The organism is Maribacter huludaoensis (assembly GCF_029350945.1).
Lineage (GTDB): Bacteria > Bacteroidota > Bacteroidia > Flavobacteriales > Flavobacteriaceae > Maribacter > Maribacter huludaoensis.
In genome coordinates, this window is the sequence record NZ_JARKMS010000004.1 from 362,365 (window position 1) to 385,810 (window position 23,446).

The following is a 23,446-nucleotide window of genomic DNA, read 5'->3' on the forward strand; positions in this document are numbered from 1 at the left end:
ATCAGTTTTAATGTGGTAGTTTGTCCTTTAGCAAACCGTAAACGAATGTGCCTAGAATAGCACTTGCAATTACGATTAAGATAGAAAAGTAACCAGCGCCTGCAAGCACGTACATAGGACCTGGGCAAGCACCTGCCAACGCCCATCCTAATCCAAAAATGATTCCACCGATTAAATAATTGGTCACACCTTTTCTTTTGGGGTGCAAGTTCATTTCTTTTCCTCCAATGGCTTTGATGTTATTTCTTTTAATAATCTGAACGCCTATTACCCCTAAAACAAGGGCAGAACCAATAATGCCATACATATGGAAAGAGCCAAATTGGAACATTTCATAAATACGAAACCACGAAGCAGCTTCAGATTTATACATGATGATGCCGAAAAATATACCTATGGTCAAATAACTTAAATACTTCATGTTAGCTAAAAATTAGTGGGAATAAAAGGTGAATCATAACCAAGCCGCCAATAAAGAAACCAATCACGGCAATTAAAGAAGGCAACTGTAAATTACTTAGTCCGGATATAGCATGACCACTGGTACAACCACCCGCATAACGAGCACCGAAACCAACCATGAATCCGCCTAAAATTAGCACGGCAAGTACAAATGGATCAGTTAAGTTTTCAGAGGCAAAAAGCTCCGTAGGTAAATAAGCTTCACCCGCGCTTTCAATTCCGTAATCCGTTGAAAGTTGTTGTGCAACTTCAGGATTTATTTTTACCGTATTGTTGGACATAAATTGAGAAGCGATAAATCCGCCAATAACAGCACCAAGAACAACAATTATATTCCATCGTTGCGCTTTCCAATCGAACTTAAAGAAATCGGAATATTTTGCGGCACCACCAATAGAACACATGGTTCTAAGGTTAGATGACATGCCAAATTGTTTGCCTATGTACAGTAGTACAAACATGGTTAAGGCAATTAAAGGTCCGGCCACATACCATGGCCAGGGATCGTAAATCAAATTCATAGTCATATTTTGAAACGCAAAGAAATGGAATTTAAAACACTTGCTTGGTAACCAATGTTACACAAGTTAGCGCTCTAGGAGTTTGATCAATTTAAAAGATTTGAGTAAATGGAAAAGCCCCGGAATAATTAAGACACCGCCTACAAGCAAAGAAATGCCCAAAACGTTCATAACACTATCAGGAACAGGTTGTTCATAAATGCTAATGCTACCTGTGGTGGTGAAAAGTATGTTTGGAAAATGCGTAATGGTAGCCGCAAATAGAATAAAGAATATTTGAATGCCTGCCAATGCCCTAGAGATGATTCTTCTACCGGATTTAATACTTTTCCATAGCGGAAACAATAAAATGCCGGAAACTACAATGGCAGAGATAGACCAGATGTTACTAATGAAATCTACAACAAAAGCGATACCTGACAAATACCCATATGCCAATGTTATAAAACCCAAAGAAACTACTACTATAGTTGCTATAGAGGCTTTTCTCATGTACATGGATTTACTGGTGTCATCTACCTCACCAATTAGAAATACCGATGCCAAGAAAGCACAAAGGGCTGCATAAAAGAATCCCGTTAAAATGGAAAAAACATTGAACCAAGAGTGTACATAAACTTCCAAAAAACTATGGTTTTCCATCTGTGATGGATTAATAATGTCTCCACTGACCACGCCGCCCATGGTAAGGCCTAAGAATATTGGGGTAACTAGACTAGAGGTTTTAAACATCCAATCATATAAAATTTGAGAACTGTCTTTGTAGGCATCATAATATCGAAATACAAAGGCCACACCTCTAAGGGTTATGCCCAGTAACACCAAGGTCAATGGAATATGTAGTGCGAGCACTAAAATGTTGTAGTAATGGGGGAAGGCGATCCATAGAATAACGATTAAAATAATGATCCAAATATGGTTGGCCTCCCAAACTGGACCCATTACTTGGTAGACGGTCTTCTTATTGATAGCTTGGTTTTCTTTAGAGGAGAACAACTCAATGATTCCCGCGCCAAAATCTGCTCCTGCCAGTAAAACGTAGAGCAATAAAGAAATGGCAAGAAAGGCTAGTACAACGTAGATCATGCTTCATTGGTTTTAACACTGTTCAAGAATTTAATTTGCCTTGCCATTAACCATGTTACCGCAATGGTCAATATGGTATATACAGCTATATAAGTGTACAAACTAAATACAATACCTGGCATTGGGGTAACGGCATCTTTGGTTTTCATAATGTTGTGTATGATCCAAGGTTGCCTACCAACTTCGGTAACGATCCAACCAGCTTCAAGGGCAACAAAGCCCAATGGAGCTAAAAGCGCAAATAACAACCAGAATTTTGGCATATTGAACCAAGATTTCTTTTTGTACTTGGCTACAAAAAATAGCATTCCCGCTATCATTAAAAGAGAGCCTAGTCCAACCATGGTCTGAAAAGCGTAATGGACCATGGCAACATTAGGTTGTTCATCTTTAGGAAAATCATTTAATCCTTTTACTTCGGCATTAAAATCTCCAAAAGCAAGAAAGGATAAGGCATTGGGGATTTCCAGCTTGTACTTGACCTCTTGAGTTTCATTATCCACAATTCCGCCAATATAGAGCGGAGCTCCTTTTTTGGTTTCGTAATGCGCTTCCATGGCAGCCAACTTAACGGGTTGCCTTTCTGCAATATCCTTGGCAGAAAGATCTCCGCTTAAGGGCTGTAGAATAGCAGCTATGGTGGCAAATGTTATGGCTATTTTAAATGCTTTCTTATGAAGCTCAACATTACGTTTTTTATAAACTTGGTAAGCATGAATACCTGCTACGGCAAATCCTGTAGCCGTAAAAGCGGCTAAGGTCATATGCAAAGCTTGGGTAAACCATGCAGGATTAAATAGTGCTTTTACCGGATCTATATTTAAGAATTCGCCATTAATGTAATCAAAACCCGAAGGTGCATTCATCCAACCATTAGCGGAAACTACTAAAATACCGGACATTACTCCAGATATACCTACGATGATACCGGTGAACCAGTGAAAGGTTTCGGGAATTTTTTTCCATCCGTAAAGGTAAAATCCTAAAGCAACGGCCTCCACAAAAAATGCTGCACCCTCTAATGAAAATGGCATGCCAATAATAGGGCCTGAATGTTTCATGAATTCAGGCCACAAGAGACCTAGTTCAAAGGAAAGTGCAGTACCGGATACGGCACCTGTAACAAAGAAAATGGCAACACCTTTTTGCCAGGATTTTGTGAGCGTAAGGTAAATGGGATTGCGTGTATTCAACCATTTTTTGTGGGATACCACCATAAAAAAAGGCATAACCATACCAATACAGGCGAACACAATATGGAAGATAAGGGTAAACGCCATTTGTAGTCTTGCAGCATCTATATTTTCCATAATCCACCTGTTTTAAATATGGATATAAAGATACGAAACGGTGTGTTTTTCTTACGTTACAAAGGTTACCTAAATCAAAAAATAAGTGTTAAAAATCCATATGATTCGCTGGTTATGGCATTAAGATATAACCATCTAATTGATAATTGGCCAGCACCATCATTGCAGAAAGACCAAGTTGTGTGTTTGGGTTAAGATCTTCGGCTCCAATACCTCTAGAAGCTGTTGCTTGAGCGCAAACATAGAATTGTACTCCGTAGTCCTTTAAAAGCTGTATAACCTCTGCATTAGGGTTTTCTTTCTCATATTTAGCTTTATATTTTTCGTCGTTCAAAGCCGTGAATGTTGCACCACCATGTATGGCAGCAACAATATTTATATTGTCAGCGGAAACACCGCCCGAGCCTAACATGTTTATTAAACGGGCAATTTTAAAATAACCAATATTGGTACCATGCATTTCACGGTCATCCTTAAGGTCAAAAACGATATTATATTTTTTAGAAGCATCGGGTTGAACTGCTACGTCCTTGAATTCTTTAATTTTTCCGTAACCGTTTATGATCGGGGTCGTCCATTCCTGAGCGGTAGTAAGTTGTATGGCCATAATTGTTATTAATAAAAGAAGCGCTTTTTTCATGTGTTTCGGTATTTATAATGATTGTAAAACAGGTTTGAATCTAGAAGTACTAATTTCTACATTTTTGAATAGTAATGAAAGTAAGTTAATGTATTTAACGCAAGTGTAACTTGGGTTACTGTCATTATGGTGTAATAATTATAGATTCGTTATTTAAATTAGCGTTAGATTACATTTATATGGGTGATTTACGAATTTTGGCCAAGCAACTTTTTAAACTATTTACTATAGTATTCCTTTTGGTGGGCTTGGTATTTTTATGGCTTTTAAATTATGAGCCCAGTAAAAGTCAAGACATTTTAATTGAAACAGAAGAAGTAGCTGTGGATAGCATTTGGCAACCTAAAGATGCTATTGCCGAAATTGAAAACATGCCCTTAGAGGTCAAAAAAGGATATTACTTAATTGCTGAGACTTCAAAGTATATGGGTCCGGGTGCCAAAAATAATGCAGATAGATATAGTGGTAATAACTTGGCTTGTGCCAATTGTCATTTACAAAAAGGGGCACAGGCAGGTTCAGGTTCTTGGGTAGGTATTTTAGAACGTTTTCCACAGTTTGGTGGAAGGGGAAATAAAGTGGGTACTATTGAAGACCGAATTAACGGTTGTATGGAACGAAGTATGAACGGTAGAATGCTTCCGCCGGATTCAGATAAACTTGTGGCCATTGTTGCCTATATGGATTGGTTGAGTGAAGGTTTGCCTGAAGATAGAAAGTCCGAGTTTAAAGGATATCCAAAAATTAAGATTCCTAATGAAAAGGTAGATTTAGTAAAAGGTAAGCAAGTATATACTAAAGAGTGTGTTATTTGCCATGGTGAAAATGGAACTGGGGTTTTAAGTCTAGAGGATAACAACAGTTATACATATCCACCATTGTGGGGAGAAGATAGTTTTAACGATGGCGCAGGAATGCACAGGGTAATTACGTCGGCGGAATTTATAAAGAGTAACATGCCCTATTTGCAAGCCACTTGGGATAACCCTAAACTTACCGATGAAGAAGCATACCATGTAGCGGGTTATATTAATAGCTTTAGCAGACCACATAAACTAAATACCGAAAACGATTATCCCGATAAAAAGCTAAAACCGGTATCTACACCCTACGGTCCTTGGGTAGATGATTTTACGCCCGAGCAGCACAAATATGGTCCGTTTCCTCCTATAATGGACTTCTACAAGGAGAAATACGGTATCACTAAAACAAAGTAACCCCATGCGATTAGTATATCTGTTCATTATTTGTTTGCCTATATTTTCTATTGCACAGGATTCTGTATCGGTAAAGAAAAAAGGAACCCTTTCAGGGCAATGGCGTACGTATTATATGATGACATCAAATAAGGGGGAGTTAAAAGACTTTAATGCTTTGGCAACCGGAGGTAAACTAAAGTATCAGTATAATTTATTGGAAAATTTAGAAATAGGTGGGGCATTGTATAATTCTACGAATTTAGGGTTACAAGATTTAACCATACCAGATGTAACAACCGGAAGAATTAGTAGATACGAAGAAGGATTGTTTGATAGGTTGGATTTAGAAAACGATGCAGTTTTTTTATTGGGAGAACTGTATGCGAAATATAAATTAAATAAGCACACCTTTACCTTAGGTAGAATGAAGATCAATACACCCTTGATCAACCCCGAAGATGGTAGAATGATACCTACTTTGGTACAAGGTTTTTGGTATCGGTTTAATGCGGAAAAGGCAAAGTTTCAATTGGGCGTTTTAAATGAAATAGCACCGCGGTCAACCGGAGAGTTTTTTGATATTGGGGAAAGTATTGGTACCTATCCCGTAGGTAGAAATATTTATGGGAATGCATCGGGGTATGGTGGTAATACTGAATCTGACTATGTGATAGTTGCAAATGCGGACTTTAAGCTGTCAAAGGATTTAAGTGTAAAAGTCTGGAACCAGTATGTGGATAATGTTTTTAATTCCGTCTACATCAAACCTAAATTAAAAGTATCTAAGGCTATTATTTTAGAAGGGGAGTGGTTGCATCAAAATAAGGTTGGTGATGGTGGTAATAGTATAGATTCTCTCAGATATTTCAATCAAAATTCATCGGACATATTAGGGTTAAAAATTGGGTATAAAAGTAAAGTAGGCTTACTATCATTAGGATATGATAGAATATTGCCGAACGGTCAATTTTTATCACCTAGAGAGTGGGGTAGGGAAGACTTGTTCAGTTTTCAGAAAAGAGAACGTAGTGAAGGCTCTGCAGATAATCATGCGTTAGTGTTCAATTACATCAATTCCTCTAATATAATTGATGAAGAATTAAATCTAAAAACTATTTTAAGCGTAGGAAAACATTGGAAGGGCAGCGTAACCGATGCTACTTTGAACAAATATGCATTACCAGATTACACCCATATTAATTTAGATGTTTTCTTTACGATTAAAAAGTTAAAACATTTACGACCAGAACTATTGATCACTTCTAAAATTGCAAATGGAAATATTCCGAACAACCCAAACTTATATTTCAATAAGGTTGATATGTTTCATTTGGATATAATTTTCAATTACAATTTTTAAATTAATCACTTTTTAACCTTACAGGTATTAGCACCGAATAAAGTGTACAACGGGCAAAAATTTATGAAAGATGTCAATATGAAAATAGCTGCAACGGCTAACGCAATATAACCTAAAACACCGGTTACCGCATTTGTAAAAAATGCAATTAGAAGAATAGCTGCAATAATAAATCTTATGTATTTGTCTGTGGTTCCCATATTTTTTTTCATGACGCTAGTTTTAAATGTTAATTGTAATGTTGGCAGTATAGTATTGACTAATACAACATATTTTTTAGTTGATACATCTTTGCCCTTGCCAAAGTACTGTATTCTAAGTACGTGGCATATGACATTGGTCAGGTCAAAATTAATGGTTACGCAAGATTTCTAAAGTAACTTTGGTTACATAAGGAGCAAAATAATTACAGTATTTTTGTAAAAAGTTCGCGTGCAATGGAAGCATATGTAGAGGCGTTTTTAAATGCGATTACCGGAACATTAAGTTGGACATGGAAATCTATCATTTTCGATGTGCCTTGGTATCTTAATTATTTCTGGGGACTCATTTTAATTTCCCTTATCGTCTGGATATTGGAAATTGTTTTTCCATGGAGAAAAAATCAAGGTGTTTTTAGAAAGGATTTTTGGTTAGATGGCTTCTATATGTTTTTCAACTTCTTTTTGTTTGCCATTGCCATAAGTGGAATATACAAGATACTAGGGGTTTTCTTTGAAGATATTGGTATTAAAGCCAATAGCTTAGCCGTTATAGATACATCTAGTTGGCCTATGTGGGGTCAGTTATTGTTATTTTTTGTGGTGTTGGATCTTGTACAATGGTTTACCCATACATTACTGCATAAATATGCTTTTTTATGGAAGTTTCATCAAGTACACCATAGTGTAAAAGAAATGGGCTTTGCCGCGCATTTACGCTACCACTGGATGGAGAATATTCTTTATAAACCTTTAAAAACTTTTGGTGTAATGCTACTTGGCGGCTTTGAACCGGAACAAGCTTACGTTGTACATTTTGCTGCAATTGCCATTGGGCATTTTAACCATTCTAACATAAAGATTACATGGGGACCATTAAAATATATTTTAAATAACCCTGTAATGCATTTATACCATCATGCCTATGATTTACCAGAGGGAACATACGGTGTAAATTTCGGAATTAGCTTGAGCTTGTGGGATTATATATTTAAAACCAACTACATACCAGAAGATAGTGGTGATGTAAGATTGGGGTACCCAGGAGATGAGGAATTGCCAGAAGGTTTTTTAAGGCAGTTAACGCATGGTTTTAAATCAAAGAAGAAGTAAGCATTAATTACTTCTTCTTCAAATATTCCTATACTTTAATTAGATAATTTTCCCGTGGCACAGCTCACAAAGGATTTTGCTTTTGACAGTACTGAATTCTCTTCGTCAATACTGGGGTAGCCAATTGCTTTTAATTTAGTTTTTACGATATTAATATCTTCTTGATTTACTGCATCAAAAGAAACCGATGATGTTTCAACATTTACCGATACATTGGTAACGGTAGAAATTTCTTCTAGTTTAGATACAATTGTTTTGGCACAGCCACCGCATTTTAAATTTTGAATAGGAATTATTGATGTCATATCTTATTTATATTCTTCATCGTTAAAAGTTATACTCCATATACCTCTTACTTCATTCTCTTTATAACCAATAGCCTGATCATACGGATATTTGTCGTTTAATAGAAGGGTAACTTTTGAATCTATATTCGTCTCTGGAACCCCATGACAATTTAAGCACATGGTATTGGTAACAATAGGGGAATAGAATTTAGTTTTTCCATTTTCATTAGTTACTATAGGTTGGTAAGACTCGTTGTTATTAATTTTTGATTTAAAAAATTCAATATACTCAAGTTCTTCTTTGTTTGCCTGGTTGTTGGTATTTCTTGGTTTGTCACTGACCCTTCTAATTTTTGCATTGTGCACAATAGCCATACTATCTGTTAGAGGGTAGGCCTTTTCATTACAAAATTCTACAGCACCTACAGCACCGCTTTTTTGTAAGCTTACAATTAGGTTTTTGCCTAAGACTTTTTGGGTACTCTGGGCATACGTTTTTCCTTTTTCTAGAAGAATACTGTCATTAATAGTAGCGTTTTTGCTAGTTTCAATAGCATTTGAGCTCTCTACATTATTATCATCTTTTACTTTTGACGAATCTTTACAGCTTAACACTAAAACAGCCACTAGTAATAAAAATATCTTTTTAATGAGTATAAGATTAATAATTAATTATATGATTTACAAGGCGCTTATTGTTTAAGTATAAGTGTTTGATATTTAAATAATTAATAGTTTAAAGTATATACTTGGTTTAATTCCAAGAATTATATCCCCCTTTTAGGTCATATACTTGTACAAAGCCCATTTTTAATAATTTGCGAGCAGCCTTTTGGCTTCTTGCACCAGATCTACAATAGACATATACCGGTTTCTCTTTATCTAATTTTTCAAAGTAACTATTGAAATTGCCGGCTTTGAAAATATCAACGTTTATTGCTTTTTTAATGTGACCACTATTATATTCAGATGGTGTTCTAACATCAAAAGGTTTAATGTTGTTAGTTACAATTTGCGTTGCATATTCGTTCTTGTTCAATACGGTAATAGTACCTGTAGCTTCTTGATCTTTTTTACCAAAGAGTGTGCTTAAAAATGACATGGTATTTTATTTAAAATTAATATTCAACAATAGAAAGAAATGGTCTTTATATATGACCGTTTCTTTCAAAAATCGACCAATAAAAATATTATAATATTGTAGGGCAAACAAATTCAGAAACGGAAATTCCAGCTTCTTTTATTGCTTTAAATCCGCCTTTAACATCTATTAGATTATGTATTCCTCTACTTTTTAAAATTGAAGAAGCGATCATGCTTCTATATCCGCCCGCGCAATGCACATAGAAAGGTTTATTGTTAGGGAATTCAGCTAAATAATCGTTTAAAAAGTCTAGTGGGGTATTCACGGCATCTATAATATGTTCGGATAAAAATTCGGATTCTTTTCTTACATCAAAAACAGGAACGTTTTCAGTCTCAATTGCTTTTTTAAGTCCGTCTGCATCAATCTGGTTTACGGTATCATACTCCATTGCCGCTTTTTTCCAAGCATCGAATCCGCCTTCTAGGTAACCTAAAGTACCATCAAAACCTACTCTAGAAAGTCTAGTTACGGTTTCTTCTTCCATACCAACAGGAGTTACCAACAATAAAGGTTGTTGTACATCTGCAATTAAAGCACCTACCCATGGAGCAAAACTACCATCCAATCCAATAAAAATGGAACGTGGAATATGACCTTTTGCAAAATCATCTTGATGACGAACATCTAAGACAATGGCACCGGTTTCATTGGCTGCCGCTTCAAAAGCAGCTGGTGATAAAGCTCTTGTGCCACGTTCCAAAACTTTTTTAACGTCCTCATAGCCTTCTTTGTTCATTTTAACGTTCAATGGAAAATATTGTGGTGGCGGTAGCAATCCGTCAATGACTTCGTCAATAAATTCGTCTTTCGTCATATCTGCACGTAAGGCATAATTCATTTTCTTTTGGTTGCCCAAAGTATCTACCGTTTCTTTCATCATATTCTTTCCACAAGCAGAACCGGCACCATGCGCGGGATAAACGATAACGTCATCTGCCAGAGGCATAATTTTTTCACGAAGACTATCAAATAAAAATCCTGCCAAATCACGTTCTGTAAGTTCTCCCATTTTTTGGGCAAGATCAGGTCTACCAACATCACCTAGGAATAAAGTATCTCCACTAAAAATAGCATAGTCTTTTCCTGTTTCATTACGTAATAAATAGGTGGTACTTTCCATAGTATGACCAGGAGTGTGCAGGGCCGTAATAGTAACATTGCCAATTTTAAACTCTTGATTATCAGTAGCAATAATGGCATCAAAAGATGGGTTTGCTTTGGGTCCATATATAATATCTGCACCAGTTTCCTTTGCTAAGGTTACATGGCCACTTACAAAATCGGCATGAAAATGCGTCTCAAAAATATACTTGATCTTCGCATTGTCTGCAGCAGCCTTCTTAATATAAGGCTGTACTTCACGTAGGGGATCGATTATGGCAACTTCTCCATTACTCTCAATGTAATAAGCACCTTGTGCAAGACAACCGGTATATATTTGTTCTACTTTCATAATTTCAATATTAATGATGACACAAAACTACATTGAGATGTATAATTATACAGTAACCAATGTTACATAGGTGGTTAAATGTAAAACAGCCCTGAAAGAATCAGAGCTGTAAATTTATATTTCATTATTACAAAAGTGTAGATGGGCAAACGTACGCTGTTTTAGGAACCGTTGTTTTAGAAATAGCTTCAAAACCTCCTATAACATCGGTAAAATCTTTCCAACCTCTTTGTTTTAAGATAGATGCGGCTATCATACTTCTATAACCGCCCGCACAATGTAAAACAAAAGGTTTGTCTTTTGGAAATTGTGCCAAATGCTCATTAATTTCATTTAAAGGAACATTGATGGCATCAATAACATGTTCAGAATCGAACTCGCTCTTCTTTCTTACATCAATAATCAATGGTTTGTCCGCTTTATATTCATCCTCTAATTGGGTAGCATTAATTCTTTGGGATACTTCGAACTCTTTTCCGGAATTTTTCCAAGAATCAAATCCGCCATCCAAGAAACCTACAGTATTGTCATAGCCAACTCTTGCCAAACGGGTAATAGCTTCTTCTTGTTTATCCTTGTAAGTAACCAACAAAATTTCTTGTTGAATATCTGGAATCATTTCACCTACCCATTGCGCAAAATTACCTTCTAGCCCTATATTGATGCTATTAGGAATAAAACCTTTGGCAAAGTCTTCCGCATTTCTTGTATCTAAGACCAAGGCACCTGTTTCATTGGCAACAGCTTCAAAAGCTTCTGGTGAAAATGGGGTAGTGGCCCTATCTATAATTTTATCTAGAGGTTCATAACCTTTAATGTTCATTAGAACATTTTTAGGGAAATAACCTGGAGGAGTGGTCAATCCGGTCAATAGTTCTTTAATGAATTCTTCTTTGGTCATATCTGCCCGTAAAGCATAATTTACTTTCTTTTGATGTCCTAAAGTGTCCGTAGTTTCTTTACTCATCATTTTACCACACGCGGAGCCCGCACCGTGATTAGGATAAACAATCAAATCATCGCTTAAGGGCATAATTCTATTACGAAGCGAATCGAATAAATAACCAGCTAGTTTTTCTTCTGTAAGATCAGCTACTACATGTTGTGCAAGATCAGGTCTGCCAACATCACCAATGAATAAAGTATCGCCAGTGATAATACCATGTTCTTTTCCATTTTCATCAATTAACAGATACGTAGTACTCTCCATTGTGTGTCCCGGAGTATGAATTACTTTTACCTTATAATCGCCTATTTCAAATACTTGATTGTCTTTAGCTGTCGTAGCTTCATAAGCAGGTTTTGCCCCAGGTCCAAATACAATTTCTGAACCCGCCTTTTTTTGCAAGTCTAAATGTCCGCTCACAAAATCGGCATGAAAATGTGTTTCAAAAACATATTTTATTTTGGCATTGTCTTTTTTGGCGCGTTCTATATAAGGTTGAATCTCACGTAAAGGATCAAAAACTGCTGCTTCACCGTTATTCTCTATATAATAGGCAGCATGTGCCAAACATCCCGTATAAATTTGTTCTACTTTCATATTGTTGTTTTTTACGATTAATACTTTAAAATTACCTTTTGTATAAGAGGTGTACAGTGACTTTTGTCACATAAGCGTAATTTTATTTAAAGAATTCCATGTAAAATATAAAGACGGCCATTATAAGAATGAAATAGCCAAAACCTTTCTTCAGTTTTGAACCATCAATAAAGTTGCTGAGGTAGCTCCCAATAAAAATGCCTACGAAAGAAATACTTGTGAAAATGGCTAGGAATTGCCAATCAATATCCATGGTCATGGCATCGCCCAAGAAGAAACCCATTAAAGATTTAATGGCGATAATGATCAAAGAAGTGCCTACGGCTACCTTCATTTTTACGTTTGCCAAAATGACAAGTGCAGGAATAATTAAGAATCCGCCTCCTGCACCAATTAATCCCGTAATACTGCCCACTAATAGACCTTCTACCAAGATCAGTGGGTAGTTGTATGCCACCTTTCCGGTATTCTCCATACACTTTTCTCTTTTAAGCATGGAATATGCTGCTGGGATCATTAAAATGGCAAACAGCCCGAACATAGCCATTCTACGTGTAAATTGAAAATTGTCTATTTCGAATAAAACATCTGGCATTGCCGGTACAACATAATGTCTTACCAAGGTTACACCTATAATGGCCGGAATACCAAAAACGATAGCGGTACGCCAATCTACGTAACCTTTTAAATGTTGTTTGTAACCACCTATAAGTGCGCTTGCACCAACAATAAAAAGGGAATAAGCAGTAGCGGCTTTTTCGTTAATGGAAAAAAGATATGCTAAAACAGGTACGGCAAGAATAGAACCACCGCCGCCAATAAGACCTAAAGATATACCAATAATTAGGGCGCTGATATACCCTAAAATATGCAATACTTCCATGTATTTAATTTAGTAACACAAAAGTAGAGCGGTATAGAAACCTGTGCAGTAACAAAGGTTACAGAGGCTTTATAAATCTAATATTTCTAAATAATTTCGGTGAAGTTTTATTTTTCCCATTTCTTCCAATTTCTTTAAAAGTCTGGAAATTACGACCCTTGAGCTATGCAGATCATATGCAATTTCTTGATGGGTATTGTGAATAATATTGTCTTTTGTAACCCTTGCCTTTTCTTTTAGGTAGCCAATTAGGCGTTCATCCATTTTTTGGAAAGCAATATTATCTAGGGTGCTCAAAAGTTCATTTAATCTCTCATGGTAACTATTGAATACAAAATTACGCCAAGACTTATACTTGGTAGTCCATTCTTCCATTTTTTGAATGGGAACTATAATCAGTTTGGTATCCATTTCGGCAATGGCCCTAATTTCACTTTTGTTATCGCCCATACAACAGGCCATGGTCATTGAACATGTATCGCCTTTTTCAAGATAGTATAGCAGAAGTTCATCCCCATCTTCATCTTCTCTTAAAATTTTTATAGCACCGGAAATCAATAAGGGCATACCTCTAACAAAATCGCCAATGTCCATAAGTTTATATCCTTCGGGAATTTCTTTGAACGTACCTACTTGGACTATTTCATTAATAAGTTCCTCTTCAAAGATTTTTCCGTATTCTGTCGTTAGGTCTTGAATCATATTAGTTAGAATTAATTTTCTGTGCTATTTTTTTATCAAAGTTAAAAAATATGTTTGCCCAAATAGATTTTGAAACTGCCGCAATCCAAGGCATGGTCAGTATCAATACAACCACAATGGCTATGAACAGATTTACTAAGGAAAGTTGAAGGTTAAAAATCAAGGACAAAACGTATGTTGCAACCGCAACGGCAATACCTACGGCATAAGAAACATACATGGAGCCCGTGTAGAAACTGGGCTCTATGCTATATTTTAAATTACATTTTGGACAATGATCCTTAACCTTGTTGAAGTTACTTAACTTATAAGGATTGGCCTCAAAGAATTCACCTTTATGGCAACGTGGACATTTTAAAAAAATAATGCTGTATAATTTTGAACCTTTTAATAACATGCCTAGAAATTTAAAAACAAAATTATAAGTTTTTAATATTTGCTTAGGTAACATAGGTTACATAAGCATATTAATACATTACCTGTTTTTTAAAAAGTTATCTTTTTTCATTGATGCATGAACTGATATTAATCATATTTTATACTGGTAATGACGTGTATGTTTGTCAAAAAACAAATTCATATGTGTTCGCTTGTTCAAAAGTACAATGTACCCGGTCCTCGTTACACCAGCTATCCTACAGTTCCTTTTTGGGATGTAAATACTTTTTCGGGAAAAAAATGGGAAAAGACGGTAAAAAGAAGTTTTCATGTAAGTAATACCGTGTCCGGAATAAGCCTTTATATACACCTACCTTTTTGCGAGAGTATGTGTACGTTCTGCGGATGTCATAAACGCATAACAAAAAGACATGATGTTGAAATGCCCTATATAAAATCTGTTTTAAAAGAATGGAAACTATATAGCGCAATGTTTGATGAAAAACCAATTATTAAAGAGTTGCACCTAGGTGGCGGTACACCAACTTTCTTTAATCCGGAGAATTTAAAATATTTGATCGATGGAATTTTAAGACTGGCGGATAAAGCCCCCGATGCAGAATTTAGTTTTGAAGGGCATCCAAATAACACCACCAAAGAACACCTACAGGGCTTGTACAATGTTGGCTTTAGAAGAGTAAGTTTTGGTGTTCAAGATTATAATGAAACCGTACAGAAGGCTATACATAGAATTCAACCTTTTGTTAATGTGAAAAATGTTACGGAATGGGCCAGGGAAATAGGATATACATCAATTGGCCATGATATCATTTTTGGGTTACCCCACCAAAAACTTGAACATGTAATTTATACCATTGAAAAAACCAAAGAGCTTAAACCAGATCGTATTGCTTTTTATAGTTATGCACATGTGCCATGGTTGGCGGGTAATGGTCAACGTGGTTATAATGATGCAGATTTACCTGTTGGGGACGAAAAGAGAATGCAATATGAGACAGGTAAGGAATTATTGTTGAACTATGGTTACCATGAAATAGGTATGGATCATTTTGCTTTGCCGACCGATGGACTTTACAAGGCCATGGAAAACGGTGATCTACATAGGAATTTTATGGGCTATACTAGCTCTAACACGCATTTAATGATTGGGCTAGGGGCATCTAGTATAAGCGATAGCTGGTATGGTTTTGCACAAAATGTAAAGAATGTAGAGGAGTATCAAAATTTGGTAGAAAATGACATTATACCATTGTATAGAGGTCATATTTTATCTGAACAAGATCAGATTATAAGAAGGCATATCTTAAATTTAATGTGTCAGTTTAGTACTTCCTGGAGCAAATTTAAACTACATCTTCCACATATGGACAGTATTTTAGATAGGTTAAAAGAAATGCAAGAAGATGGTTTGGTGCATATTACGGAAGGTAATCTTCAAATAACGGAGAAAGGTAGGCCTTTTGTTAGAAATGTATGTATGGCATTCGATCTGCCACTACAAAGGAAAAATCCTGAGACCAAACTATTCTCAATGACAGTTTAAGTAATAAAAGAATTAAAAGTTCCTAATCTTAATAATCGCTAAATAAAATTATTATGAAAAAAATAATCGTACTTACAGATTTTTCAAAACAGTCAGAACAAGCGTTAAAAGCAGCTGCAGATTTGGCAAAAAAACACGATGTGGAATTATTGGTAGTTCACATGCTAGAACTAAACCAGGCAATTCTGACATCTCCTGACGGTATGTATATTGAGCAGACCGTATTTCTGGTAAAACTTGCCGAAAAGAATTTAAAGGAATTTCTGGAAAAGCCATATTTAGAAGGACTTTCCGTAACACCTGTCATTAAACATTATAAAGTATTCAGTGAGTTAGATGCCATTGCAAAAGAGCATGATGCAGACCTAATAGTAATGGGCTCTAACGGAGCAAGCGGACTGGAAGAAATGTTTATTGGTTCTAATGCGGAAAAAGTGGTTCGTAATGCTACCGTACCGGTTTTGGTCATTAAAGGCGAGATAACCAATTTAAGTTTAGATCGTTTTGTATTTGCATGTGATTTTAACGATGATAACTTACCTGCTTTTCAAAAAGCAAAAGAATTTGCGGAAATGTTAGATGCCAGTATGGAGGTTGTTTTCATCAATACACCCAACGACGAATTCTTAAGCAATAGAGATGCATATCAAAAAATAAATAAGTTTTTAACGAAAGCCAATTCGGCGCAACAAGTAGAAATTTATAATGATTACAGTGTAGAGCAAGGCATACTAAACTACGGTAAAACCATTTTAGCAGATGCCATAGCAATGCCTACCCATGGTAGAAAAGGAATCTCACATCTGTTTAATGGAAGTATAGGAGAAGATGTTGTAAACCATTCCCGTATTCCTGTAATTACTTTTAAAATATAGAAGCTAACCATATTTTAAATAACAATAAACCCAAAGCGAAAGCTTTGGGTTTATTTGTTCGGTAAATATAAGGAGTACTAAGTATCAATAACATCCCTCATAAAATCAAGTAATTGCTGCATTTGAGGTTGTCCCTTTTTCTTACCGCTTCTACCGGCAAAATATAGCACAAACCATATGAGGACCAACAGCACCATAAGACCTACTTGTATATGATATGTTTTGCCTAATGATGCACTTGAATATGCCCAAATACCTATAATTATAAATAATGTGGCGACAATGAAATGTACGAACATAAAAAATGTCCATAGGGTAGGGTTTGGACCAAAAACACCATGTAGCTTGCAGCTAATTTCATCTATCTCATCAATTTCTATGTGAAGTTGCGGAGACCAAAAATGGTTCTCTTTTTTATTAAACTTTATAAATACATGCTCATCCAATCGTTTCGTTACAAACGGATTCTCCTTTGACCGTTCAAACTTGCTAAGTACAGTTTCTTTATTTTTTGGTATGTGCAATTGAAACCTGGGGCGAAGTACAATCTCGTTCGGTAACGGTTTCATATGAATAGAATTATTTGAAAATTGTCATTAATTATGGCATTCTATAGCACTGGATACTAATTGGGTAACCGGGGCAGGGGATACATAAGGAATACCCAGACCAAGACCTCTTAGAATAAAAAGCGCACCAATGATAATGACAAATACAGGAATTGCTTTTTGTACTTTTTGGCATATACCGCCTTTTAATAAATTACTAAAATATATGGCAGCTGTCATTAGTGGTAGGGTACCAACGCCAAAAAGTATCATATACAAGCTACCTTGTAGGGCATCGCCCATGGCAATAGAACCAAAGAGCGCCATATATACGAGTCCGCAGGGTAAAAATCCGTTTAAAAAACCAATGGTCAAAAAAGTATCCGGCGATTTCTTTTTAAGCTCTTTGCCCAGTTGATTTTTAACTTTTGATATGATTTTGTAAACAGGTTTGGACAAGTTGTATTTATTGAAGGTTTGATAGGGAATCAAAACAATCAGAATCATTATAACACCAATAGCAATAGAAAGTTTCTGTTGTATTCCGAAGATGGAAAGTCCTTTCCCTAACAGGCCAAACACCAGGCCTATAATACCATAGGCAAGTAAACGCCCAAAGTGATAGATAAATATTTGCCCAAATTTTTTATAATTGTTCGTTCTATCTACCGGAAGCATAAAGGCAATGGGTCCGCACATACCTACGCAGTGCAAACTACCCATAAGACCTAGTATGAGGGCAGATAATAACATAGATTAAAATGTAATACTTTCTTTGTGAAGAAACTCTTTTTCTTCATGTTGCCATGAAACTTTAATATCCCAACGACCTTCCAGCAATTGATTGTCAGGTATTAGCAAATGTGAATTGGATAAACTAATGGGCAAATTAAAATCCAAATTCTTGTTGGAAGGTCTATATAGGGATACGATACCTTTAACATTGGTATCATCATAACCATCAGGAAAAATTACGAGTAAACCCTCTGGAGATTTTTTAATTTCTATTTGTGAAGAAGCGTTAATGGCATTTCTTTCGGCATCAATTTCTTTCTGGTAGCCCAGTTCCGCTTTATAATATTCTTCTGTTACCAAATCATGGTTGGCGTCATGACTTGTGGTCATTTTAACCACAAAGAACATAATAAAACTAATGAAAGCTATAATAGCTATTACAATACCGGTACCCCAATTAATTTTCATGATGCTATGTTTTTATTGGCACCGCCAAAGGGCATAATACCCTGAAGCTTGCCTTAAATTTAAAAGTTTGTATCCTTTGAATGCCTCATGGGCTTGCCCTGAGGTGTTTTACTTATAACTACGTGGTGCTAAAAAGCGAGCCGTAGTGGTCTCAATTAACTCATCGTTACTATATACTCCAATTTTAAGGTTGTTCTTATCTCCACTTAATGCAGACTGGTTAATTTCAATGAACAAGGTGCCCTCTGCCAATGCTTCTGGGTCAACATCAAAATTTTCGTTGCGTACCAGTTTAATTTCTCCCTTGGGCGATATCAGTTCAAAATGAACGTCTTCTACTGTTTCAGTAGTCTTGTTCAATAGTTTATAGGTGTATACATTACTAATGATATTACCTTCTTTGTGTTCGTAAAGTTGACCGGGTAATCTTAAAATGTTGGCTTCAAGGTCATTTCTTAAGAACATCATGCCAACAAGCACTCCAGTTAAAATAACTAGAACAGCAGTATACCCTTTTAAACGAGGTGTAAATTTGAACTTCTCTTTCTTGGTAATTTCATCTTCACTAGCGTAGCGGATCAAGCCTTTTGGCAGATTCACTTTTTCCATGATGGTATCGCACTCATCTATACAAGCAGTACAGTTAACACACTCTAGTTGCGTTCCGTTTCTAATATCAATACCCGTAGGGCAAACGTTTACACATTGAAAACAATCGATACAGTCTCCATGACCCATTGCTTCACGGTCCTCATTTTTACGCCACTTTTTTCTCCCGTTTTCAGCTTCCCCACGCTTATGGTCATATGCAACTACTATAGATTTATTATCTAATAAAACTCCTTGCATACGTCCGTAAGGGCAAGCAATGATACATACCTGTTCTCTAAACCAGGCAAAGACAAAATAGAATACACCCGTAAAAATCAATAATGACACCATGGTGCTTACATGTTGTGCGGGTCCGTCGGTAATGTATTGTATCAATCGGTCACTACCTATTAAATAAGCAAGGAATACATTGGCTATAATGAATGAAATAATGAAAAAGATAAACCATTTTAAAACGCGTTTACGAATCTTCTCGGCATTCCATTCTTGTCTGTCCAATTTTATTTGGGCACCACGATCACCATCTATCCAATATTCTATTCTACGGAAAACCATTTCCATGAATATGGTCTGTGGACACATCCATCCGCAGAATATGCGTCCAAAAGCAACGGTAAATAGTGCTATAAATACCACCCCTATAATCATTGAGATTACAAAGAGATGAAAATCTTGGGGATAAAACGGAAACCCAAAGATATTAAAGCGTCTTTCCAGCACATTGAACATTAAAAACTGGTTGCCGTTTATTTTTACAAAAGGAGATGCGATCAAGAAAATGAGTAGCACATAGCTTACATACTTTCGGTACTCATAAAGTTTACCACTTGGCTTTTTAGGAAATACCCAAGCCCGTTTACCATCTTCTTTAATGGTACCTATGGAATCTCTAAAATTATCTTGATCTTGTGACATTCTTTCTCTCTTTATAAGCTTTAAGAGGTTTTATCCTCTTAAGGTAATCAGTTCATGGTAACCTCTGCAGAATCAATAACTACCTCTGTAGCTTCTGCCTCAGCAGGAGTTTCTTTTACAGGAGCGTTAGGGTCTACCCAAACATCACCTTCGGGAGCTTTAGGATTGGCAGGGGTCGTACCTTCAAAACTTAGAACATAACTAGCTACCTGGGCAATTTCGGCAGGCTTTAAGTTCTGTTTCCATGCAATCATACCCTTACCGTCACGGCCACCTTCAGATATGGTATTAAAAACATTTTTAATTCCTCCACCAAGGATCCAATGATTGTCGGTTAAATTTGGTCCAATACCACCGCCACCATCAGCCATATGGCACGCAACACAGTTACTTTCAAAAATGCCTTTGCCGGCACTAATATCAGATGCGTCTGTCAACAATTCAACAGTATTGGCATCAACAAGGCCTTTCGCGGTTTTTTTGTATGCTTCTATTTCTAATTGGGCGGCAGCAACTTCTTGCTCATATTCCAAGTCTTGATCATAATCGTTAAAAACATGAAAGCGGGCCAAATAAACCACCCCAAAAACGATAGAGGCGTAGAAAAGGTATACCCACCAAGGAGGTAGATTATTATCCAGTTCACGTATACCATCATAATTATGGTCAAGAATAATTTCTTCTTCAGACTCAATTGGTTTGCTACCCAACATTTTGGCATAGATTTTTTTACCCCAGGTCCATTCCCATTTTTCTTCTTTTGCCTCTAAATAACGAAGTTTTGCTTCTTCATCAAGCGTGTTGAACAAAACATTCTCAATAGCTTGAATTATAAAGGCAATTGCAATTAATAGCAATAAGATAAGGGCCATAAAACCGAACATCATTGTTGGGTAAGCTATAAAAGCAGGCTTGTCACCGCTATCAATATAAATTTCCATAAGTACTATGACCAGAAAAAAGGCCACGGTTATTCTTAACCACCAGGCTGTATTGTTTTTCATAATGGGTTGTTTTGTTGGTTATCTTCTTCTAAAGGCAATTCGCTAACTTCTTTTATATATGATTTTGAGGCTGTGATGACCCACCAAAATAACAATGTGAAGAACACAAAGAAGATCAGTAACGATATCATAGGGTAGGTTGCTACGCCATCAATAGTTTCCATGTAACCTTTTACAAATTTGAACATGATTTTTTGTTTTAGTTATCAGATAATAATTCACCGGTTTCCTTAATCTTAATATCGGTACCTAAGCGTTGTAGGTAGGCTATTAAGGATACAATTTCACGGTCTCTCATTTCTATGAAATCTTCTCCATTTTCTACTGCATACTTTTTGTCCGCCTCATAAGATTTTGCAAAATCTGGATCAGTATATAAATTCTTTTCTATTTTTTCTGCCTGAGCATCCATTGAAGCATGTGCATTGGCAATATCCTCTTCTGTATAAGGAACGCCTAAGGTGACCATAGCTTCCATTTTAGCTTGTATGTCGCTTCTGTCATGCTCATTCCTAACCAGCCATGCATAAGCGGGCATTATAGAACCAGATGAGGTACTTTGCGGATCATACATATGGTTCAAATGCCAGTTGTCAGAGTATTTTCCCCCAACTCGAAGTAAATCTGGACCTGTACGCTTACTACCCCAAAGGAACGGGTGATCATAAACAAACTCCCCAGCTTTGGCATACTCACCATAACGCTCTACTTCACTTCTAAACGGGCGTACCATTTGTGAATGGCAGCTAACACAACCTTCACGAATGTATAGGTCACGACCCTCTAATTCTAAAGGTGTATATGGTTTTACACTTGTAATTGTAGGTATGTTGGATTTTACCAAAATGGTAGGTACAATTTGGATAATACCACCAATTAATATGGCAATTGTAGCCAAAATGGTCAACTGAATAGGTTTACGCTCTAACCAAGTATGAAAAGTTTCACCAGCAGTTCTACGTTTAGATACGGTGGTAAGTGCAGCAGCTTCTGCCAATTCATCTTCTATAACGCTACCCGCTTTAATGGTGCGAACAACATTGTAGATCATAACACATGCACCTACAATATAAAGGCTGCCGCCAATGGCGCGCATCCAATACATAGGCATGATCTCGTTTACGGTTTCTAAGAAGTTACCATATACCAAAGTACCATCTGGGTTAAAGTCTTTCCACATTAAAGCTTGGGTAAAACCTGCAACATACATTGGTAGGGCATAGAGAATAATACCTAAGGTGCCTATCCAGAAATGGAAGTTTGCCAACCCAACGGAGAATAATTTGTTCTTGGTCATTTTTGGCACCAAATAATAGATCATACCAAAGGTCAAGAATCCGTTCCAAGCTAATGCACCAACATGTACGTGAGCAATGATCCAATCACTGAAATGGGCAATGGCGTTTACGTTTTTAAGTGAAAGCATAGGGCCTTCAAAAGTTGCCATACCATAACCGGTTATAGCGACTACCATGAATTTTAGAACAGGATCGGTACGCACTTTGTCCCACGCACCACGAAGTGTTAGCAGTCCGTTGATCATACCGCCCCAAGACGGTGCCAATAACATGATAGAGAACGCTACCCCTAAATTCTGGGCCCAATCGGGTAGTGCAGAATAAAGTAAGTGGTGTGGACCTGCCCATATATAGATAAAAATCAAGGACCAAAAATGCACTATAGATAATCTGTAAGAATATACAGGTCTGTTTGCCGCCTTAGGTACAAAATAGTACATAAGGCCCAAAAATGGTGTAGTCAAAAAGAAAGCAACCGCGTTGTGCCCATACCACCATTGTACCAATGCATCTTGTACCCCTGCATAAACGGAATAACTTTTAAATGCTGTAACAGGTAATTCTAAACTATTAAAAATATGAAGTACGGCTACGGTAACGAAAGTAGCCAGGTAAAACCAGATAGCCACATAAAGATGACGCTGTCTTCTTTTGATCATGGTACCAATAAGGTTTATACCAAATGCCACCCATACCACTGCAATGGCTAAATCTATAGGCCACTCAAGCTCAGCATATTCTTTAGAACTGGTGTAACCTAATGGTAGCGTTATTGCAGCTGCTACAATGATTAATTGCCAGCCCCAAAAGTTGAATTTGCTTAGGAAATCACTATACATACGTGTCTTTAAAAGCCGTTGTGTAGAGTAATATACTCCGGCATAAATAGCATTACCTACAAATGCAAAAATTACCGCGTTGGTGTGCAACGGGCGCAAGCGACCAAAACTTAACCATGAGATACCATCGGTTAGGTTGGGGAACATGAACATAAAGGCTAACAATAAGCCCACTGACATACCCACTATACCCCAGAACATGGTTGCATATAGGAAATTTTTCACGATTTTGTTATCGTAATAAAACTGCTGTACTTCCATAATTATACTTGTTTATTTAGTTGGATTTTATTTTTCTAAAATG

At 36.5% G+C, this 23,446-nt stretch carries 26 protein-coding genes; 5 read left to right on the forward strand and 21 right to left on the reverse strand.

Features of this window, described 5'->3' with window-relative positions; translation table 11 throughout:
* Positions 1 to 7: 7 nt before the first annotated feature.
* The 5 genes from PXC01_RS13815 to PXC01_RS13835 all read right to left on the reverse strand — a co-directional run bounded on the left by PXC01_RS13815 (position 8) and on the right by PXC01_RS13835 (position 4,019).
* Positions 8 to 421, reverse strand: coding sequence for a DUF6691 family protein (locus tag PXC01_RS13815; RefSeq protein WP_091603114.1), 414 nt, complete (start codon positions 419 to 421; stop codon positions 8 to 10).
* Position 422: 1 nt separating this feature from the next.
* Positions 423 to 983 (reverse strand): YeeE/YedE family protein, encoded by a 561-nt coding sequence (locus tag PXC01_RS13820; protein ID WP_276472869.1) that lies wholly within the window; start codon positions 981 to 983, stop codon positions 423 to 425.
* A gap of 66 nt (positions 984 to 1,049) precedes the next feature.
* Complete coding sequence (locus tag PXC01_RS13825) at positions 1,050 to 2,069, reverse strand: cytochrome d ubiquinol oxidase subunit II (RefSeq protein ID WP_074674354.1); 1,020 nt, start codon at positions 2,067 to 2,069, stop codon at positions 1,050 to 1,052.
* The gene (locus PXC01_RS13830; RefSeq protein WP_276472870.1) at positions 2,066 to 3,379 is read right to left on the reverse strand and encodes a cytochrome ubiquinol oxidase subunit I; all 1,314 of its coding nucleotides are present in this window, start codon (positions 3,377 to 3,379) and stop codon (positions 2,066 to 2,068) included. The genes PXC01_RS13825 and PXC01_RS13830 overlap by 4 nt, the downstream gene beginning before the upstream one ends.
* A 112-nt stretch (positions 3,380 to 3,491) precedes the next feature.
* Positions 3,492 to 4,019: a DsrE family protein gene (locus PXC01_RS13835; protein ID WP_058105561.1), complete on the reverse strand. Its 528-nt coding sequence runs from the start codon at positions 4,017 to 4,019 to the stop codon at positions 3,492 to 3,494.
* A 179-nt stretch (positions 4,020 to 4,198) separates the two neighbouring features.
* Here PXC01_RS13835 and PXC01_RS13840 point away from each other — a divergent pair, with 179 nt between their 5' ends.
* Positions 4,199 to 5,236 (forward strand): c-type cytochrome, encoded by a 1,038-nt coding sequence (locus tag PXC01_RS13840; RefSeq protein WP_276472871.1) that lies wholly within the window; start codon positions 4,199 to 4,201, stop codon positions 5,234 to 5,236.
* A 4-nt stretch (positions 5,237 to 5,240) separates the two neighbouring features.
* A complete protein-coding gene (locus tag PXC01_RS13845) occupies positions 5,241 to 6,578 on the forward strand; it encodes an OprD family outer membrane porin (RefSeq protein WP_276472872.1) in 1,338 nt (445 codons plus the stop codon).
* A gap of 5 nt (positions 6,579 to 6,583) precedes the next feature.
* Here PXC01_RS13845 and PXC01_RS13850 read toward each other — a convergent pair whose 3' ends face one another.
* On the reverse strand, positions 6,584 to 6,790 hold the full coding sequence (locus PXC01_RS13850; protein ID WP_276472873.1) for a YgaP family membrane protein: 207 nt from the start codon (positions 6,788 to 6,790) through the stop codon (positions 6,584 to 6,586).
* A gap of 225 nt (positions 6,791 to 7,015) precedes the next feature.
* Here PXC01_RS13850 and PXC01_RS13855 point away from each other — a divergent pair, with 225 nt between their 5' ends.
* A complete protein-coding gene (locus tag PXC01_RS13855) occupies positions 7,016 to 7,891 on the forward strand; it encodes a sterol desaturase family protein (protein WP_276472874.1) in 876 nt (291 codons plus the stop codon).
* A gap of 35 nt (positions 7,892 to 7,926) precedes the next feature.
* On the opposite strand, the gene PXC01_RS13860 is transcribed toward PXC01_RS13855, so the two are convergent.
* The 8 genes from PXC01_RS13860 to PXC01_RS13895 all read right to left on the reverse strand — a co-directional run bounded on the left by PXC01_RS13860 (position 7,927) and on the right by PXC01_RS13895 (position 14,303).
* Entirely contained in the window at positions 7,927 to 8,196 is a 270-nt protein-coding gene (locus PXC01_RS13860; RefSeq protein WP_276472875.1) for a heavy-metal-associated domain-containing protein, read from the reverse strand.
* A 3-nt stretch (positions 8,197 to 8,199) separates the two neighbouring features.
* The gene (locus PXC01_RS13865; protein WP_276472876.1) at positions 8,200 to 8,805 is read right to left on the reverse strand and encodes a Tll0287-like domain-containing protein; all 606 of its coding nucleotides are present in this window, start codon (positions 8,803 to 8,805) and stop codon (positions 8,200 to 8,202) included.
* A 127-nt stretch (positions 8,806 to 8,932) separates the two neighbouring features.
* Positions 8,933 to 9,280 (reverse strand): rhodanese-like domain-containing protein, encoded by a 348-nt coding sequence (locus PXC01_RS13870; protein ID WP_276472877.1) that lies wholly within the window; start codon positions 9,278 to 9,280, stop codon positions 8,933 to 8,935.
* An 88-nt stretch (positions 9,281 to 9,368) separates the two neighbouring features.
* Positions 9,369 to 10,778: an MBL fold metallo-hydrolase gene (locus PXC01_RS13875; protein WP_276472878.1), complete on the reverse strand. Its 1,410-nt coding sequence runs from the start codon at positions 10,776 to 10,778 to the stop codon at positions 9,369 to 9,371.
* Between the two features lie 127 nt (positions 10,779 to 10,905).
* Positions 10,906 to 12,321 (reverse strand): MBL fold metallo-hydrolase, encoded by a 1,416-nt coding sequence (locus PXC01_RS13880; protein ID WP_276472879.1) that lies wholly within the window; start codon positions 12,319 to 12,321, stop codon positions 10,906 to 10,908.
* Positions 12,322 to 12,403: 82 nt separating this feature from the next.
* Entirely contained in the window at positions 12,404 to 13,204 is an 801-nt protein-coding gene (locus tag PXC01_RS13885; protein WP_276472880.1) for a sulfite exporter TauE/SafE family protein, read from the reverse strand.
* A 69-nt stretch (positions 13,205 to 13,273) separates the two neighbouring features.
* Positions 13,274 to 13,906 (reverse strand): Crp/Fnr family transcriptional regulator, encoded by a 633-nt coding sequence (locus PXC01_RS13890; protein ID WP_276472881.1) that lies wholly within the window; start codon positions 13,904 to 13,906, stop codon positions 13,274 to 13,276.
* Position 13,907: 1 nt separating this feature from the next.
* On the reverse strand, positions 13,908 to 14,303 hold the full coding sequence (locus tag PXC01_RS13895; protein ID WP_276472882.1) for a DUF983 domain-containing protein: 396 nt from the start codon (positions 14,301 to 14,303) through the stop codon (positions 13,908 to 13,910).
* A 183-nt stretch (positions 14,304 to 14,486) separates the two neighbouring features.
* On the opposite strand from PXC01_RS13895, the gene hemN reads away from it, so the two are divergent.
* Both hemN and PXC01_RS13905 read left to right on the forward strand, forming a co-directional pair.
* Positions 14,487 to 15,848, forward strand: coding sequence for an oxygen-independent coproporphyrinogen III oxidase (gene hemN, locus PXC01_RS13900; RefSeq protein WP_276472883.1), 1,362 nt, complete (start codon positions 14,487 to 14,489; stop codon positions 15,846 to 15,848).
* A 53-nt stretch (positions 15,849 to 15,901) separates the two neighbouring features.
* Entirely contained in the window at positions 15,902 to 16,723 is an 822-nt protein-coding gene (locus PXC01_RS13905) for a universal stress protein (RefSeq protein WP_276472884.1), read from the forward strand.
* Between the two features lie 77 nt (positions 16,724 to 16,800).
* Here the strand turns inward: PXC01_RS13905 and PXC01_RS13910 are convergent, their stop codons facing one another.
* The 7 genes from PXC01_RS13910 to ccoN form a co-directional block, all read right to left on the reverse strand.
* The gene (locus PXC01_RS13910) at positions 16,801 to 17,292 is read right to left on the reverse strand and encodes a GTP-binding protein (RefSeq protein WP_276472885.1); all 492 of its coding nucleotides are present in this window, start codon (positions 17,290 to 17,292) and stop codon (positions 16,801 to 16,803) included.
* 27 nt (positions 17,293 to 17,319) lie between these two features.
* Entirely contained in the window at positions 17,320 to 18,024 is a 705-nt protein-coding gene (locus PXC01_RS13915; protein ID WP_276472886.1) for a sulfite exporter TauE/SafE family protein, read from the reverse strand.
* Positions 18,025 to 18,027: 3 nt separating this feature from the next.
* A complete protein-coding gene (locus PXC01_RS13920; protein WP_276472887.1) occupies positions 18,028 to 18,474 on the reverse strand; it encodes a FixH family protein in 447 nt (148 codons plus the stop codon).
* Between the two features lie 108 nt (positions 18,475 to 18,582).
* On the reverse strand, positions 18,583 to 20,001 hold the full coding sequence (gene ccoG / locus PXC01_RS13925) for a cytochrome c oxidase accessory protein CcoG (protein ID WP_276472888.1): 1,419 nt from the start codon (positions 19,999 to 20,001) through the stop codon (positions 18,583 to 18,585).
* Positions 20,002 to 20,048: 47 nt separating this feature from the next.
* A complete protein-coding gene (locus tag PXC01_RS13930) occupies positions 20,049 to 21,005 on the reverse strand; it encodes a cbb3-type cytochrome c oxidase N-terminal domain-containing protein (RefSeq protein WP_276472889.1) in 957 nt (318 codons plus the stop codon).
* A complete protein-coding gene (locus tag PXC01_RS13935; RefSeq protein ID WP_276472890.1) occupies positions 21,002 to 21,193 on the reverse strand; it encodes a CcoQ/FixQ family Cbb3-type cytochrome c oxidase assembly chaperone in 192 nt (63 codons plus the stop codon). The genes PXC01_RS13930 and PXC01_RS13935 overlap by 4 nt, the downstream gene beginning before the upstream one ends.
* Before the next feature lie 11 nt (positions 21,194 to 21,204).
* Positions 21,205 to 23,403, reverse strand: coding sequence for a cytochrome-c oxidase, cbb3-type subunit I (gene ccoN, locus PXC01_RS13940; protein ID WP_276472891.1), 2,199 nt, complete (start codon positions 23,401 to 23,403; stop codon positions 21,205 to 21,207).
* Positions 23,404 to 23,446: the final 43 nt, after the last annotated feature.

Coding starts and splice junctions, on each gene's coding strand:
- PXC01_RS13840 (WP_276472871.1), top strand. CDS start 4,199: ATGGGTGATTTACGAATTTTGGCCAAGCAACTTTTTAAACTATTTACT.
- PXC01_RS13875 (WP_276472878.1), bottom strand. CDS start 10,778: ATGAAAGTAGAACAAATATATACCGGTTGTCTTGCACAAGGTGCTTAT.
- PXC01_RS13935 (WP_276472890.1), bottom strand. CDS start 21,193: ATGTTCAAATTTGTAAAAGGTTACATGGAAACTATTGATGGCGTAGCA.
- PXC01_RS13910 (WP_276472885.1), bottom strand. CDS start 17,292: ATGAAACCGTTACCGAACGAGATTGTACTTCGCCCCAGGTTTCAATTG.
- PXC01_RS13890 (WP_276472881.1), bottom strand. CDS start 13,906: ATGATTCAAGACCTAACGACAGAATACGGAAAAATCTTTGAAGAGGAA.
- ccoG (WP_276472888.1), bottom strand. CDS start 20,001: ATGTCACAAGATCAAGATAATTTTAGAGATTCCATAGGTACCATTAAA.
- PXC01_RS13915 (WP_276472886.1), bottom strand. CDS start 18,024: ATGTTATTATCTGCCCTCATACTAGGTCTTATGGGTAGTTTGCACTGC.
- PXC01_RS13830 (WP_276472870.1), bottom strand. CDS start 3,379: ATGGAAAATATAGATGCTGCAAGACTACAAATGGCGTTTACCCTTATC.
- PXC01_RS13845 (WP_276472872.1), top strand. CDS start 5,241: ATGCGATTAGTATATCTGTTCATTATTTGTTTGCCTATATTTTCTATT.
- PXC01_RS13855 (WP_276472874.1), top strand. CDS start 7,016: ATGGAAGCATATGTAGAGGCGTTTTTAAATGCGATTACCGGAACATTA.
- PXC01_RS13860 (WP_276472875.1), bottom strand. CDS start 8,196: ATGACATCAATAATTCCTATTCAAAATTTAAAATGCGGTGGCTGTGCC.
- PXC01_RS13885 (WP_276472880.1), bottom strand. CDS start 13,204: ATGGAAGTATTGCATATTTTAGGGTATATCAGCGCCCTAATTATTGGT.
- PXC01_RS13930 (WP_276472889.1), bottom strand. CDS start 21,005: ATGAAAAACAATACAGCCTGGTGGTTAAGAATAACCGTGGCCTTTTTT.
- PXC01_RS13815 (WP_091603114.1), bottom strand. CDS start 421: ATGAAGTATTTAAGTTATTTGACCATAGGTATATTTTTCGGCATCATC.
- PXC01_RS13870 (WP_276472877.1), bottom strand. CDS start 9,280: ATGTCATTTTTAAGCACACTCTTTGGTAAAAAAGATCAAGAAGCTACA.
- PXC01_RS13905 (WP_276472884.1), top strand. CDS start 15,902: ATGAAAAAAATAATCGTACTTACAGATTTTTCAAAACAGTCAGAACAA.
- PXC01_RS13820 (WP_276472869.1), bottom strand. CDS start 983: ATGAATTTGATTTACGATCCCTGGCCATGGTATGTGGCCGGACCTTTA.
- PXC01_RS13920 (WP_276472887.1), bottom strand. CDS start 18,474: ATGAAAATTAATTGGGGTACCGGTATTGTAATAGCTATTATAGCTTTC.
- PXC01_RS13835 (WP_058105561.1), bottom strand. CDS start 4,019: ATGAAAAAAGCGCTTCTTTTATTAATAACAATTATGGCCATACAACTT.
- PXC01_RS13825 (WP_074674354.1), bottom strand. CDS start 2,069: ATGATCTACGTTGTACTAGCCTTTCTTGCCATTTCTTTATTGCTCTAC.
- hemN (WP_276472883.1), top strand. CDS start 14,487: ATGTGTTCGCTTGTTCAAAAGTACAATGTACCCGGTCCTCGTTACACC.
- PXC01_RS13895 (WP_276472882.1), bottom strand. CDS start 14,303: ATGTTATTAAAAGGTTCAAAATTATACAGCATTATTTTTTTAAAATGT.
- ccoN (WP_276472891.1), bottom strand. CDS start 23,403: ATGGAAGTACAGCAGTTTTATTACGATAACAAAATCGTGAAAAATTTC.
- PXC01_RS13850 (WP_276472873.1), bottom strand. CDS start 6,790: ATGAAAAAAAATATGGGAACCACAGACAAATACATAAGATTTATTATT.
- PXC01_RS13880 (WP_276472879.1), bottom strand. CDS start 12,321: ATGAAAGTAGAACAAATTTATACGGGATGTTTGGCACATGCTGCCTAT.